This is a genomic window from Bacillus sp. FDAARGOS_235 (assembly GCF_002073415.2).
Classification (GTDB): Bacteria; Bacillota; Bacilli; order Bacillales; family Bacillaceae_G; genus Bacillus_A; species Bacillus_A toyonensis.
This window is the reverse complement of sequence record NZ_CP020437.2, coordinates 2,920,001-2,934,278: the sequence shown is the minus strand read 5'-3', so window position 1 is coordinate 2,934,278 and position 14,278 is coordinate 2,920,001. Positions and strand designations below refer to the sequence as shown.

Annotated in this window: 13 protein-coding genes (1 of these 13 only partly in view); 6 read left to right on the top strand and 7 right to left on the bottom strand. The window is 35.7% G+C overall.

The window, feature by feature from the left end; translation table 11 throughout:
• Positions 1-44: 44 nt before the first annotated feature.
• The 7 genes from rsmG to rpmH form a co-directional block, all read right to left on the bottom strand.
• Positions 45-764, bottom strand: coding sequence for a 16S rRNA (guanine(527)-N(7))-methyltransferase RsmG (rsmG, locus tag A6J74_RS17050; RefSeq protein WP_001019628.1), 720 nt, complete (start codon positions 762-764; stop codon positions 45-47).
• 21 nt (positions 765-785) lie between these two features.
• Positions 786-2,675, bottom strand: a complete 1,890-nt coding sequence (mnmG, locus tag A6J74_RS17045) for a tRNA uridine-5-carboxymethylaminomethyl(34) synthesis enzyme MnmG (RefSeq protein WP_000541048.1) — start codon at positions 2,673-2,675, stop codon at positions 786-788.
• 46 nt (positions 2,676-2,721) lie between these two features.
• Positions 2,722-4,098 (bottom strand): tRNA uridine-5-carboxymethylaminomethyl(34) synthesis GTPase MnmE, encoded by a 1,377-nt coding sequence (mnmE, locus tag A6J74_RS17040; RefSeq protein WP_000393771.1) that lies wholly within the window; start codon positions 4,096-4,098, stop codon positions 2,722-2,724.
• A gap of 225 nt (positions 4,099-4,323) precedes the next feature.
• Positions 4,324-4,941 carry an RNA-binding cell elongation regulator Jag/EloR gene (jag, locus tag A6J74_RS17035; protein WP_000111507.1) on the bottom strand — a complete coding sequence of 206 codons (618 nt, stop codon included), beginning with the start codon at positions 4,939-4,941 and terminating at the stop codon, positions 4,324-4,326.
• A complete protein-coding gene (spoIIIJ, locus tag A6J74_RS17030; RefSeq protein ID WP_000727742.1) occupies positions 4,938-5,705 on the bottom strand; it encodes a YidC family membrane integrase SpoIIIJ in 768 nt (255 codons plus the stop codon). Before spoIIIJ ends, jag begins: the two co-directional genes overlap by 4 nt.
• Before the next feature lie 52 nt (positions 5,706-5,757).
• Complete coding sequence (rnpA, locus tag A6J74_RS17025; RefSeq protein ID WP_000728890.1) at positions 5,758-6,105, bottom strand: ribonuclease P protein component; 348 nt, start codon at positions 6,103-6,105, stop codon at positions 5,758-5,760.
• Between the two features lie 76 nt (positions 6,106-6,181).
• A complete protein-coding gene (gene rpmH, locus A6J74_RS17020; protein WP_000831901.1) occupies positions 6,182-6,316 on the bottom strand; it encodes a 50S ribosomal protein L34 in 135 nt (44 codons plus the stop codon).
• Between the two features lie 564 nt (positions 6,317-6,880).
• On the opposite strand from rpmH, the gene dnaA reads away from it, so the two are divergent.
• From dnaA to gyrA, 6 genes are all read left to right on the top strand, one after another.
• Positions 6,881-8,221, top strand: coding sequence for a chromosomal replication initiator protein DnaA (dnaA, locus tag A6J74_RS17015; protein ID WP_000428014.1), 1,341 nt, complete (start codon positions 6,881-6,883; stop codon positions 8,219-8,221).
• 178 nt (positions 8,222-8,399) lie between these two features.
• Complete coding sequence (gene dnaN / locus A6J74_RS17010; RefSeq protein ID WP_001212897.1) at positions 8,400-9,545, top strand: DNA polymerase III subunit beta; 1,146 nt, start codon at positions 8,400-8,402, stop codon at positions 9,543-9,545.
• 127 nt (positions 9,546-9,672) lie between these two features.
• On the top strand, positions 9,673-9,885 hold the full coding sequence (gene yaaA / locus A6J74_RS17005; RefSeq protein WP_000821369.1) for a S4 domain-containing protein YaaA: 213 nt from the start codon (positions 9,673-9,675) through the stop codon (positions 9,883-9,885).
• A 12-nt stretch (positions 9,886-9,897) separates the two neighbouring features.
• Positions 9,898-11,025 (top strand): DNA replication/repair protein RecF, encoded by a 1,128-nt coding sequence (gene recF / locus A6J74_RS17000; RefSeq protein WP_000470741.1) that lies wholly within the window; start codon positions 9,898-9,900, stop codon positions 11,023-11,025.
• Between the two features lie 39 nt (positions 11,026-11,064).
• The gene (gene gyrB, locus A6J74_RS16995; protein WP_000435980.1) at positions 11,065-12,987 is read left to right on the top strand and encodes a DNA topoisomerase (ATP-hydrolyzing) subunit B; all 1,923 of its coding nucleotides are present in this window, start codon (positions 11,065-11,067) and stop codon (positions 12,985-12,987) included.
• Positions 12,988-13,075: 88 nt separating this feature from the next.
• Positions 13,076-14,278, top strand: partial view of a DNA gyrase subunit A gene (gene gyrA / locus A6J74_RS16990; protein ID WP_001282862.1) — the beginning only. Its footprint extends 1,269 nt past the window's final position; only the first 1,203 of its 2,472 coding nucleotides appear in the window; its start codon is at positions 13,076-13,078; the stop codon falls past the right edge of the window.

Sequence of the window (14,278 nt, the reverse complement as noted above, 5' to 3'; positions counted from 1 at the left end):
TTTACGTTTTCATTTATATAATTTAATCTTACGTCTAATAAGATTTATTTTTCAATAGGTAATTTATTGGGTGTTCCCGGTTTGCGTGGATATTTCTTTGGTGTCTTGCGCTTTTTCTCGATTAATAAAATATTACGTTCACTTTCTTCAAACGGTAATTGGAACGTAGACATCTCTTTTAACTCTCCGCCAAGCACCTCTAAAGCATACTTGCCATTTTCAATTTCTTCGTTTGCTGCTGCACCCTTCATCGCAATGAATGTTCCTCCGACTTTTACAAGTGGTAAACATAGCTCACTTAATACAGAAAGACGCGCAACTGCACGTGCCATTACAATATCGTACGATTCACGTACACCTTCTTTTTTCCCAAATGTTTCAGCACGATCGTGACAAAATGCAACGTCACTTAATTCTAGCTTTTGTGCTAAATGATTTAAGAAATTAATACGTTTTTGCAATGAGTCTACAATTGTTACTTTTAAGTGCGGGAAACAGATTTTTAAAGGAATACTTGGGAATCCAGCCCCTGCACCAACATCACAAATTGAGAATGGTTTTGAAAAATCATAATAAAAAGCAGCTGTAATAGAATCAAAAAAGTGTTTTAAGTATACTTCTTCTTTTTCCGTAATAGCCGTTAAGTTCATTTTTTCATTCCACTCTACTAATGTTTCAAAGTAGATTTTGAACTGCTCTAACTGCCTAGAAGAGAGGGTAATACCCTTCTCTTCTAGCATAGATTGAAATTGTTCTATGTTCATCTAGCGATAGCTCCTTACTATTTATTGGTTCGATACGCGCGCAATTTTTCCTTGTTCAATATACACAAGTAAAATGGAAATATCTGCTGGATTTACGCCGGAAATACGTGAAGCCTGCCCCATTGAAAGTGGACGAACATCTTTCAATTTCTGTCTAGCTTCTGAAGCAAGGCTAGAAATTGCATCATAATCAATATCCACAGGGATTTTTTTATTTTCCATTTTCTTCATACGCTCTACTTGCTGTAATGATTTTTCAATATATCCTTCGTACTTAGTCTGAATTTCAACTTGTTCCGTAACTTCATCACTTAATTCTACTTCGCTTGGTACTAAAAGATGAATATGCTCATATGTCATCTCTGGACGACGTAATAAGTCACTTGCACGTATTCCGTCTTTCAATTCACTTCCACCAATGCTACGAATTAATTCTTGAACTTCAGGACGTGGTTTAATAATAATGCTACCTAAACGTTCCTTTTCCTGTTCAATTTGTAACTTTTTATTTGTAAATCGCTCATAGCGCTCTTCTTTAATTAATCCGATTTCACGACCAACTTCAGTTAAACGAAGATCCGCATTATCGTGGCGTAATAATAGACGGTACTCTGCACGAGATGTTAATAAACGATATGGTTCATTTGTACCTTTCGTTACAAGATCATCAATTAAGACACCAATATAAGCATCCTCGCGCCCTAAAATAACTTCTTTTTTACCTAAAGATCGACATGCCGCATTAATTCCAGCCATAAGCCCTTGTCCTGCCGCTTCTTCGTAACCAGAAGTTCCGTTAATTTGTCCTGCTGTATATAAATTTTTAATGTTTTTCGTTTCAAGTGTTGGCCATAATTGCGTTGGCACAATTGCATCATACTCAATTGCATAACCTGTACGCATCATTTCGACATTTTCCAGCCCCGGGATTGTTCTAAGCATGTCACGCTGTACATCTTCTGGTAAGCTTGTAGATAGACCTTGTACGTATACTTCTTGCGTATTGCGTCCCTCTGGCTCTAAGAAAATTTGATGACGTGGTTTATCATTAAATCTTACTACTTTATCTTCAATAGAAGGACAGTATCTAGGTCCTGTTCCTTTAATCATACCAGAATACATAGCTGAACGATGTAAATTTTCATCTATTAAACGATGTGTTTCCGTACTTGTATATGTCAACCAACATGGAATTTGATCCATAATAAATTTCGTCGTTTCAAAAGAGAACGCACGTGGTTTATCATCACCCGGTTGAATTTCTGTTTTACTGTAGTCAATTGTATTGCTGTTTACACGAGGAGGTGTACCTGTTTTAAATCTAACAAGATCAAATCCAAGCTCCTCTAAATGCTCAGATAATGTAATAGATGGTTGCTGATTATTTGGACCGCTCGAATATTTTAAATCACCCATAATAATCTCACCACGTAAAAATGTTCCAGTTGTAATTACGACTGTTTTTGCTGTATATTCAGCACCCGCTTGCGTAATTACCCCTTTACATACGCCATCTTCAACGATTAAACGCTCTACCATTCCTTGGAACAAAGTTAAATTTGGTGTTTCTTCAATTGTTTTCTTTAATTCATGTTGGTAAGAGAACTTATCTGCTTGTGCTCGAAGTGCACGTACAGCTGGTCCTTTACCTGTATTTAACATACGCATTTGAATATGCGTTTTATCAATATTGCGTCCCATTTCTCCGCCTAATGCATCAATTTCACGAACAACAATCCCTTTTGCTGGTCCACCAACAGAAGGGTTACATGGCATAAACGCTACCATATCTAAATTAATTGTTAACATTAATGTTTTGGAGCCCATTCGTGCTGCCGCAAGACCAGCTTCACATCCTGCATGACCTGCACCGATTACTATAACATCGTATGAACCGGCATTGTATCCCATTATTTATTCCTCCTAATAATCTCTATCTTTCTGAAACATCGCCATATTATTTTCCTAAACAAAATTGAGAGAACAACTGGTCAATTAAGCTTTCATGGACAGTATCACCAGTAATTTCACCAAGTATTTCCCACGTTCTCGTTAAATCAATTTGTACCATATCAATCGGAACACCATTTTCTATTGCCTCAATTGCATCTCCAATTGTCTTTTCTGCTTGTGTTAATAGTCCGATATGCCTTGCGTTAGAAACATATGTCATATCTGCAGAATCAATTGTTCCTTCAAAGAATAGCTCAGCTATCGCCTGTTCAAGCTCATCTATTCCTTGCTCCTCGATTAAGGATGTTGTAATAACACGATTTCCCGCAGCCAATTCTGCAACACGTTCCATATCAATTCCTTGCGGTAAATCCGTCTTATTCACAATAACAATGAAATCTTTTCCTTGTACCGCACGGAATAAATCTTCATCTTCATTTGTTAAAGCCTCACTATAATTTACGACAATTAACACTAAATCTGCTTGGCTCATCATTTCTTTTGAACGTTCTACCCCAATTCGTTCAACAACATCTTCCGTTTCACGAATCCCGGCTGTGTCTATAAGTTTAAGTGGTACACCACGCACATTAACGTACTCTTCAATAACATCACGAGTTGTTCCTGCAATATCAGTTACAATTGCCTTTTTCTCTTGAACGAGACTATTTAATAGCGATGACTTCCCAACGTTAGGTCTACCGATGATTGCAGTAGCAATACCTTCACGTAAAATCTTCCCTTGCTTCGATGTTTCTAATATTTTTGCAATTTCAGCACGAACATGTGTCGCTTTCTCAATTAAAATATTATGTGTCATCTCTTCCACATCATCATATTCTGGGTAATCTATGTTTACCTCAACATGAGCTAGCGTTTCTAATATGTCCTGACGCAGGCGGCCAATTAATTTAGATAATCGCCCCTCCATTTGATTAATCGCTACGTTCATTGCACGATCTGTTTTTGCACGGATTAAGTCCATGACAGCTTCTGCTTGTGATAAATCAATACGACCATTTAAAAAAGCACGTTTTGTAAATTCACCAGGCTCTGCTAATCGTACTCCTTGCGCTAAAATAAGCTGCAATACTTTATTTACCGAAACAAGTCCACCGTGGCAGTTAATTTCTACTATATTTTCGCGTGTAAAAGTTCTTGGTGCACGCATAATAGACACCATAACTTCTTCAATAACTTGATTTGTATCTAAATCAACAATATGACCATAATGAATTGTGTGAGAAGGAACCTCTGTTAAGTCCTTCCCTTTAAAAATACGATTAACTTTTTCAACCGCATCATCCCCACTTACTCGAACAATGGCAATTGCGCCCTCTCCAAGCGCTGTGGAAATCGCAGCAATTGTATCAAATTCCATGTCCTTTCACCTCACTTGCTTATTTATCTCTATTTCAACACGATTATTTTCTTCACTAAATTATTAGAATACCATAACGAACCTATCTACAAAAGAATAATAACTCATTTTATTATGTCCTCATGTAAAAAACACTAAACTTATTCACAGTGGATAAGTTTAGTGTTTTTAGTTATCCACATCTGTTTTCCCCTCAAAAAAACCGGCACTCATTTGAGTAACCGGTCATTTGGAAGATATTACAACATGCCGATGTGGTTCATTTCCTTCAGAAGTTGTATTGATATCTTGATGATTAGATAATGCTTGATGGATAATTTTTCGTTCAAAAGATGGCATCGGCTCTAAAACAACTCTTTTTTTCGTTTTAGACACTTGTTTTGCTAATCGATAAGAAAGCGATTCTAACGTACTTTTTCTTTTACTACGATAATTTTCAGCATCTAGTGTGATACCAATATACTGTTTCGTATGGCGATTCGCGACAAGTTTTGTCAAATACTGTAAAGAGTTCAACGTATTACCTCTTTTTCCAATTAAAACACCTACATTATCACCAGAAATTGTAAATTCAACTTCGCGTCCCTTTACAATTTTACTAATCTCGACTTCCACACCCATGTTGCGAATAACATTTTTTAAATACTCTTCACATTCTTGAATGGGATCTTTCTTCAATACAACTTCTACTACTGCAGGACGATTCCCAAATAAGCCTAGGAATCCCCTTTTACCCTCATCGATAATATTTATATCAACTTGATCTTTTGAAGTGTTTAATTGCCTTAAAGCATCTTCTACTGCCAGCTCGACTGTTTGTCCTTTAGCAGTAATTACACTCACTTACCTGCTCCTCCAGCCTTACTAGCCTTAATTTCTGGCCCTTTGATAAAGTACATTTGAGCGATACCAAAGATATTACCAACAACCCAGTAAAGTGATAATGCCGCTGGGAAGTTAATTGCAAAGATTAAAATCATAATCGGCATAAGCCAAATCATCATTGCCATTTGTGGATTTTGACCAGCAGTTCCTGCCATTGCAAGCTTTTGCTGAATAAATGTCGTAATCGCTGCAACAACCGGTAAGATATAGTAAGGGTCTGCCTGTCCTAAATCAAACCATAAAAATGTATGTTTACTAATTTCTGATGTTCTCATAATCGCATGATAAAATGCGAATAAAATAGGCATCTGAACAAATATTGGTAAACAACCGGCTAATGGATTTATACCATTTTTTTGATATAACTGCATCATTTCTTGTTGTAATTTTTGCTGTGTTGCTTGATCTTTAGAGCTATGTTTTTCTTTTAACTTCACCATTTCTGGTTGTAATGCTTGCATTGCTTTCGTACTCTTCGTTTGTTTGATCATTAGTGGTAATAATGCAAAACGAATGATAAGAGTTGTAACGACGATTGCTAAACCATAATTCTTACCGAATAATTCAGCAAAATACGTAATTAACTGAGATAGTGGATATACAAAATATTCATTCCAAATCCCAGTGCTTTTCGGTGTAATTGGCTGATTTACTTCACTACAGCCAGCAGTAATTGCCATTAACGCAACAACCATGGCTAGTAAACCTAATTTCTTTTTCAAAGCCTACTCCTCCTTGTATCGGTATGTATATAGTGTAATTCATTTCCTTACGCTACTTTTTTATTTTTTTCATACCAGAGCGTTTAAAGACATGAATTAAGCTTTTCTTTACTTCTTCATATGTCATCTCTGCACAAGGCTTCCTTGCTATTATAACAAAATCTTTTCCAGAATCTATCTCATCTTTCAATTCTGTAATGGACTGACGGATCATACGCTTAATTCGATTACGAACTACTGCGTTTCCTATCTTCTTGCTAACAGAAAGACCGATGCGAAAATTTGGCTGTTCTTCTTTATTTAGTTGGTATACAACAAACTGACGGTTCGCATTTGATTTTCCTTTTTGAAAAACCTCCTGGAATTCATCATTCTTCTTTATACGATTTTTTTTCTTCATATCAATTGACACTCCTGTATTTCATCAGCGGAAATTCACTATTATTAGAAAAAAAGACCACTGAACGATCAGTGGTCTACGCAGATAATACTTTTCTTCCTTTACGACGACGAGCTGCTAGCACTTTACGTCCGTTCGCTGTGCTCATACGGCTGCGGAAACCATGTACTTTGCTGCGCTTACGTTTATTTGGTTGGTAAGTTCTTTTCATTATATGACACCTCCCTGAGGAATATCTGTTAAAGACAGTCTTATAAATTATAGTTAATCAACTAGGAAAATGTCAATGGTTCTCGAAATTTTCATCAAATATTCATTTTGAACCTGTTCACATTCTTTTTCACAGTTCTTATATTTCCTTGTGGATAAATGTTTTTTTATGTTTTTTATATCCACAAACTTTTTTCTTACTTTTACACAGTATATCGTATTGTGGACAAGTTTATTCCACAAGGTATTGATTTTGTGGATAACTTTCTTAATTTCATTGCTATAGCTACTTTTTTTTGATATTATAGTTGTGTTTTCACTTTGAATAAGTTTCCCACATGTTTATTTTATCCACAATTTGTGTATAACATGTGGACAGTTTTAATCACATGTGGGTAAATAGTTGTCCACATTTGCTTTTTTTGTCGAAAACCCTATCTCATATACAAACGACGTTTTTAGGTTTTAAAAGACGTTTCGTATAAATATACATTTACTATTTATTGGGTTGTACATTTGTTGCGCAACCTTATTCTTTTACCATCTTAGTAAAGGAGGGACACCTTTGGAAAACATCTCTGATTTATGGAATAGTGCCTTAAAAGAACTTGAAAAAAAGGTCAGTAAACCTAGTTATGAAACGTGGTTGAAGTCAACAACAGCACATAACTTAAAGAAAGACGTATTAACGATTACAGCTCCAAATGAATTTGCTCGTGATTGGCTAGAATCTCATTACTCAGAACTCATTTCGGAAACACTTTATGATTTAACAGGGGCAAAATTGGCTATTCGCTTTATTATTCCCCAAAGTCAAGCTGAAGAGGATATCGATCTTCCTCCTATAAAAAAAAATCGAGCACAAGATGATTCTACTCATTTACCACAGAGCATGTTAAATCCAAAATATACATTTGATACATTTGTTATTGGCTCTGGTAACCGTTTTGCCCATGCTGCTTCATTAGCTGTAGCTGAGGCTCCAGCTAAAGCATATAATCCTCTCTTTATTTACGGGGGCGTTGGGCTTGGAAAGACGCATTTAATGCATGCGATCGGTCATTATGTAATTGAACACAATCCAAACGCGAAAGTTGTATATTTATCATCCGAAAAATTTACAAATGAATTCATTAACTCTATTCGTGATAATAAAGCAGTCGATTTTCGTAATAAATATCGCAATGTAGATGTTTTATTGATAGATGATATTCAATTTCTTGCTGGAAAAGAACAAACTCAAGAAGAGTTTTTCCATACATTTAATGCATTACACGAAGAAAGCAAACAAATTGTAATTTCAAGTGATCGGCCACCAAAAGAAATTCCAACTTTAGAAGATCGCCTTCGTTCTCGCTTTGAATGGGGACTCATTACGGACATTACGCCACCAGATTTAGAGACGCGAATTGCGATTTTACGTAAAAAAGCAAAAGCTGAAGGACTTGATATACCAAACGAGGTTATGCTGTATATCGCAAATCAAATCGATTCAAACATTCGTGAATTAGAAGGTGCGCTCATCCGAGTTGTAGCTTATTCATCTTTAATTAACAAAGATATTAATGCTGATTTAGCAGCTGAAGCACTTAAAGATATTATTCCAAATTCTAAACCAAAAATTATTTCTATTTATGATATCCAAAAAGCTGTCGGGGGCGTTTACCAAGTAAAATTAGAAGATTTTAAAGCGAAAAAGCGTACAAAATCAGTTGCGTTTCCTCGTCAAATTGCAATGTATTTATCACGCGAACTTACAGATTCCTCTTTACCTAAAATAGGTGAAGAATTTGGTGGACGTGACCATACAACCGTTATCCATGCCCATGAAAAAATTTCTAAGCTACTAAAAACGGATACGCAATTGCAAAAACAAGTCGAAGAAATTAATGATATTTTAAAGTAGTAGCTGAATAGTGTGAATAACTCTCCTTGTTTTACGCACAGTCTATCCACATGTAGATAGACTGTTTTTACATCTTTCAACGGGGTTATCCACATATCCACAAGCCCTATTACTATTACTACTATTTTTTATCTTTATTAATTAAATAAAATCTTATACTTACCGGAGGTTTTTCTTTATGCGTTTTACAATACAAAAAGACTATCTTGTAAGAAGTGTACAGGATGTAATGAAGGCTGTTTCTTCTCGTACAACAATTCCAATTCTTACAGGAATTAAAGTTGTCGCTACTGAAGAAGGGGTTACATTAACAGGAAGCGATGCAAACATCTCTATTGAATCCTTTATTCCCGTCGAAGAGGACGGAAAAGAGATTGTAGAAATAGGACAATCAGGAAGTATTGTTTTACAAGCAAAATATTTTAGTGAGATCGTAAAAAAACTACCGAAAGACACTGTCGAAATTTCTGTGGAAAATCATTTTATGACAAAAATAAAATCTGGAAAATCAGAGTTTAACTTAAATGGTTTAGATTCTGCTGAATATCCATTATTACCACAGATTGAAGAACATCATGTTTTTAAGATTCCAACAGACTTACTTAAACATATGATTAGACAAACTGTATTTGCAGTTTCTACTTCGGAAACAAGACCGATCTTGACAGGTGTAAACTGGAAGGTATATAACAGCGAATTAATTTGTATTGCAACAGATAGTCACAGACTAGCACTTCGAAAAGCAAAAATCGAAGGATATAATATTGCAGATGCGTTTCAAGCAAATGTTGTAATTCCAGGTAAGAGCCTAAATGAATTAAGTAAAATTCTAGATGAGTCGGAAGAAATGGTAGATATCGTTATTACGGAGTATCAAGTATTATTCCGTACAAAACATTTATTATTCTTCTCAAGATTGTTAGAAGGAAATTATCCTGATACAACACGTCTAATTCCAGCAGAGAGTAAGACGGATATTTTTGTGAATACAAAAGAATTTCTACAGGCTATTGATCGTGCTTCACTATTAGCAAGGGACGGCCGCAATAATGTTGTAAAATTATCAACGTTAGAACAAAAAATGTTGGAAATCTCTTCTAATTCTCCGGAAATCGGAAAAGTAGTGGAAGAAGTTCAATGTGAAAACGTAGATGGAGAAGAATTAAAAATATCTTTTAGTGCAAAATATATGATGGATGCATTAAAAGCTTTAGATAGTACAGAGATTAAGATTAGCTTTACTGGGGCAATGAGACCATTCTTAATTCGTACAGTAAATGATGATTCAATTACTCAATTAATTTTACCAGTTCGTACTTACTAGATAGAAAATAAGGGTTGCTAGTTTAAAGATGCTAGTAGCCCTTATTTGATTTTGGGGTATTACTTTCCTAATGCTAGTTTATTTAGTACAATGAAAGAATGAACACTTTGAGAAAGTGAGCGATTTTATGAAACGTATTAAAATTTCAACAGAGTATATTACACTAGGACAATTTTTAAAGTTAGCTGATGTAATCGATACAGGTGGCGCTGTAAAATGGTTTTTACAAGAATATGAAGTGTACGTGAATCAAGAACTTGAAAACAGAAGAGGTCGCAAGTTATATGCGAACGATATTATTGAAATTCCGGGTAGCGGAACTTTCCAAGTTCAGGCATAAAGGGGGAGCCCTTTGTTTATTTCAGAAATACAATTAAAAAACTATCGCAATTATGAAAAATTAGAGCTTTCCTTTGAAGATAAAGTGAATGTAATTATCGGCGAAAATGCGCAAGGGAAAACAAATTTGATGGAAGCTATTTATGTGTTAGCGATGGCGAAATCTCATAGAACCTCCAATGACCGCGAGCTTATCCGTTGGGATGAAGATTTCGGTCAAATTAAAGGGAAATTACAAAAGAGAAATAGTTCTTTGTCTTTAGAATTAAATATTTCGAAAAAAGGTAAAAAGGCAAAATTAAATCAACTTGAACAACAAAAGTTGAGTCAATATATTGGCGAAATGAATGTTGTCATGTTTGCCCCAGAAGATTTAAATCTTGTAAAAGGAAGCCCTCAAGTAAGAAGACGCTTTTTAGATATGGAATTAGGACAAATAGCTCCTGTTTATTTGTATGAATTAAGTCAATATCAAAAAGTGCTCACGCAACGAAACCACTTGCTAAAAAAAATGCAAGGGAATAGTAAAAATGAGGAAACGATGTTGGATGTATTTACACTGCAACTGATTGAACACGGTGCAAAAATATTGCAAAAGCGTTTTGATTTTTTACATTTACTGCAAGAATGGGCAGCCCCAATTCATCGTGGTATAAGCCGTGGATTAGAAGAATTAGAAATTATTTATAAACCAAGTGTAGATGTATCAGAATCAATGGATTTGTCGAAAATAAAAGAAGTATACTATGAAAGTTTTCAATCTGTGAAACAACGTGAAATTTTCCGTGGTACGACTTTAATTGGTCCTCATCGTGATGATTTACAATTCTTCGTTAATAGTAAAAATGTTCAAGTCTTTGGTTCGCAAGGACAACAACGAACGACTGCACTATCCCTAAAATTAGCTGAAATTGAATTGATTTATTCAGAGGTTAAAGAATATCCAATCCTTTTGCTGGATGATGTTTTATCAGAATTAGACGATTATCGTCAATCACATCTGTTAAATACAATTCAAGGAAAGGTGCAAACATTTGTTACAACGACGAGTGTCGACGGAATTGAACACGAAACATTGAAAGATGCGAAAACAATTCATGTAACGAACGGCACGGTAGATTGTGAAATAGATAGGGCATAAACCCCTGTTTAAATGGAAAAGTAGGTGATCTTTGTGTCAATGGAACAAAAACAAATGCAAGAAAATGCATATGATGAAAGTCAGATACAGGTACTTGAAGGACTAGAGGCAGTTCGGAAACGTCCAGGTATGTATATTGGATCTACGAGTGGGAAAGGACTTCACCACCTTGTATGGGAAATTGTTGATAATAGTATCGATGAAGCATTAGCAGGATATTGCGATGAAATTAACGTTAGTATTGAAGAAGATAATAGTATTCTTGTAACGGATAATGGCCGTGGTATCCCAGTTGGTATACAAGAAAAAATGGGACGTCCTGCAGTTGAGGTTATTATGACTGTCCTCCACGCTGGTGGTAAATTTGGCGGTGGCGGTTATAAGGTTTCTGGTGGTTTGCATGGTGTTGGTGCATCTGTTGTAAATGCCTTGTCAACAGAACTAGAAGTATTTGTACATCGTGACGGTAAAATTCATTACCAAAAATACGAAAGAGGTATTCCGGTTGCAGATTTAAAAGTCATCGGTGATACAGATAAAACTGGAACAATAACTCGCTTTAAACCGGATCCAGAAATTTTTAAAGAGACGACAGAATATGAATTTGATACGCTAGCGACTCGTATGCGTGAGTTGGCGTTTTTAAATCGTAATATTAAATTAACAATTGAAGATAAACGTGAACATAAACAAAAGAAAGAGTTCCACTATGAAGGTGGAATTAAGTCATATGTTGAACATTTAAATCGTTCAAAACAACCAATTCATGAAGAGCCTGTATATGTAGAGGGTTCAAAAGATGGTATTCAAGTTGAAGTTGCGCTTCAATATAACGAAGGATATACAAATCATATTTACTCATTTACAAATAATATTCATACGTATGAAGGTGGTACACATGAGGTAGGATTTAAAACTGCCCTAACACGTGTGATTAACGATTATGGCCGTAAAAATAACATTTTAAAAGATGCGGATAGTAATTTAACTGGTGAAGATGTTCGTGAAGGTTTAACAGCAATCGTGTCAATTAAACATCCAAATCCACAATTCGAAGGGCAAACGAAGACGAAACTTGGAAATAGTGAAGCGAGAACGATTACGGAGTCAGTATTCTCAGAGGCTTTTGAAAAGTTCTTACTGGAAAATCCCAATGTTGCACGTAAAGTTGTAGATAAAGGAACGATGGCAGCGCGTGCGCGTGTAGCAGCTAAAAAGGCTCGTGAGCTAACTCGCCGAAAGAGTGCTTTAGAAGTTTCAAGTTTACCAGGGAAATTGGCAGACTGTTCTTCTAAAGATCCCGCAATTAGTGAAATTTATATCGTAGAGGGTGACTCTGCGGGTGGATCTGCAAAACAAGGACGCGATCGTCATTTCCAAGCGATTTTACCGCTGAAAGGTAAAATTATTAATGTTGAAAAAGCACGCTTAGATAAAATTTTATCAAATGATGAAGTTCGTACAATTATTACGGCGATCGGTACAAATATCGGTGGAGACTTCGATATTGAAAAAGCACGCTATCATAAAGTTATTATTATGACCGATGCCGATGTTGATGGTGCGCATATTCGTACCCTATTATTAACGTTCTTCTATCGTTATATGCGTCAAATCATTGAGTGTGGCTATATATATATTGCGCAGCCACCTTTGTTTAAAGTACAACAAGGTAAAAAAATTCAATATGCTTATAACGATAAAGAACTTGAAAAGATATTAGCTGAGCTACCAGCCCAGCCGAAACCAGGAATTCAACGTTATAAAGGTCTTGGAGAAATGAATCCAACTCAGCTATGGGAGACGACAATGGATCCAGAAGTACGTTCGTTACTTCAAGTTTCTCTTCAAGATGCAATAGAAGCAGACGAAACGTTTGAAATTTTAATGGGTGATAAAGTGGAACCACGTCGTAACTTTATCCAAGAGAATGCAAAATACGTGAAAAACCTTGATATTTAAATGAGTAATGACAGGAATCTAAGTATTCCTGTCTTCTACATATAAATCAATGTATGTGTAACGGAAATGTAAGAGGAGGTGCTCGTTGATGTCAGACAATCAACAACAAGCACGAATTCGAGAAATTAATATTAGTCATGAAATGCGTACCTCATTTTTAGATTACGCAATGAGTGTTATCGTATCTCGTGCATTACCAGATGTTCGTGATGGATTAAAACCTGTGCATCGTAGGGTTTTATATGCGATGAATGATTTAGGAATTACAGCTGATAAAGCGTATAAGAAATCAGCACGTATTGTTGGTGAAGTAATTGGTAAGTATCACCCCCACGGTGATTCAGCTGTTTATGAAACGATGGTACGTATGGCGCAAGATTTCAGTCAACGTTATATGCTTGTTGATGGGCATGGTAACTTCGGTTCTGTAGATGGAGATTCAGCAGCGGCAATGCGTTATACAGAGGCAAGAATGTCTAAGATTTCTATGGAATTAATACGTGATATTTCAAAAAATACAATTGATTATCAAGATAACTACGATGGTTCGGAAAGAGAGCCGATTGTATTACCAGCGCGTTTCCCTAATTTATTAGTAAACGGTACGACAGGTATTGCTGTTGGTATGGCAACAAATATCCCGCCGCATCAGCTTGGCGAAGTAATTGATGGTGTGCTGGCATTAAGTCATAACCCTGATATTACTATCGCGGAATTGATGGAATATATTCCTGGGCCAGACTTTCCGACGGCAGGTTTAATTTTAGGGCGAAGTGGAATTCGAAGAGCTTACGAAACAGGTCGCGGTTCTATTATGCTTCGTGCTAAGGTTGAAATTGAAGAGAAGTCAAACGGTAAACAATCTATTATCGTAACGGAACTACCTTATCAAGTTAATAAGGCACGATTAATTGAAAAAATCGCAGAATTAGTTCGCGATAAGAAAATTGAAGGTATTACAGATTTACGTGATGAATCAGATCGTAATGGTATGCGTATCGTTATGGAAGTACGTCGTGATGCTAATGCTAATGTACTATTAAATAATTTATATAAACATACAGCGCTTCAAACAAGTTTTGGTATTAATATGTTATCTCTTGTAAATGGAGAGCCTCAAGTACTAAATTTAAAACAAAACTTATATCATTATTTGGAGCACCAGAAGGTAGTAATCCGTAGACGTACTGCTTATGAATTAGAAAAAGCAGAGGCACGTGCTCATATTTTAGAAGGATTACGAATTGCTTTAGATCATCTTGATGAAGTTATTACGTTAATTCGTAGTTCA

Coding starts and splice junctions, on each gene's coding strand:
- rsmG (WP_001019628.1), bottom strand. CDS start 764: ATGAACATAGAACAATTTCAATCTATGCTAGAAGAGAAGGGTATTACC.
- mnmG (WP_000541048.1), bottom strand. CDS start 2,675: ATGGGATACAATGCCGGTTCATACGATGTTATAGTAATCGGTGCAGGT.
- mnmE (WP_000393771.1), bottom strand. CDS start 4,098: ATGGAATTTGATACAATTGCTGCGATTTCCACAGCGCTTGGAGAGGGC.
- rnpA (WP_000728890.1), bottom strand. CDS start 6,105: ATGAAGAAAAAAAATCGTATAAAGAAGAATGATGAATTCCAGGAGGTT.
- rpmH (WP_000831901.1), bottom strand. CDS start 6,316: ATGAAAAGAACTTACCAACCAAATAAACGTAAGCGCAGCAAAGTACAT.
- dnaN (WP_001212897.1), top strand. CDS start 8,400: ATGCGTTTTACAATACAAAAAGACTATCTTGTAAGAAGTGTACAGGAT.
- yaaA (WP_000821369.1), top strand. CDS start 9,673: ATGAAACGTATTAAAATTTCAACAGAGTATATTACACTAGGACAATTT.
- gyrB (WP_000435980.1), top strand. CDS start 11,065: ATGGAACAAAAACAAATGCAAGAAAATGCATATGATGAAAGTCAGATA.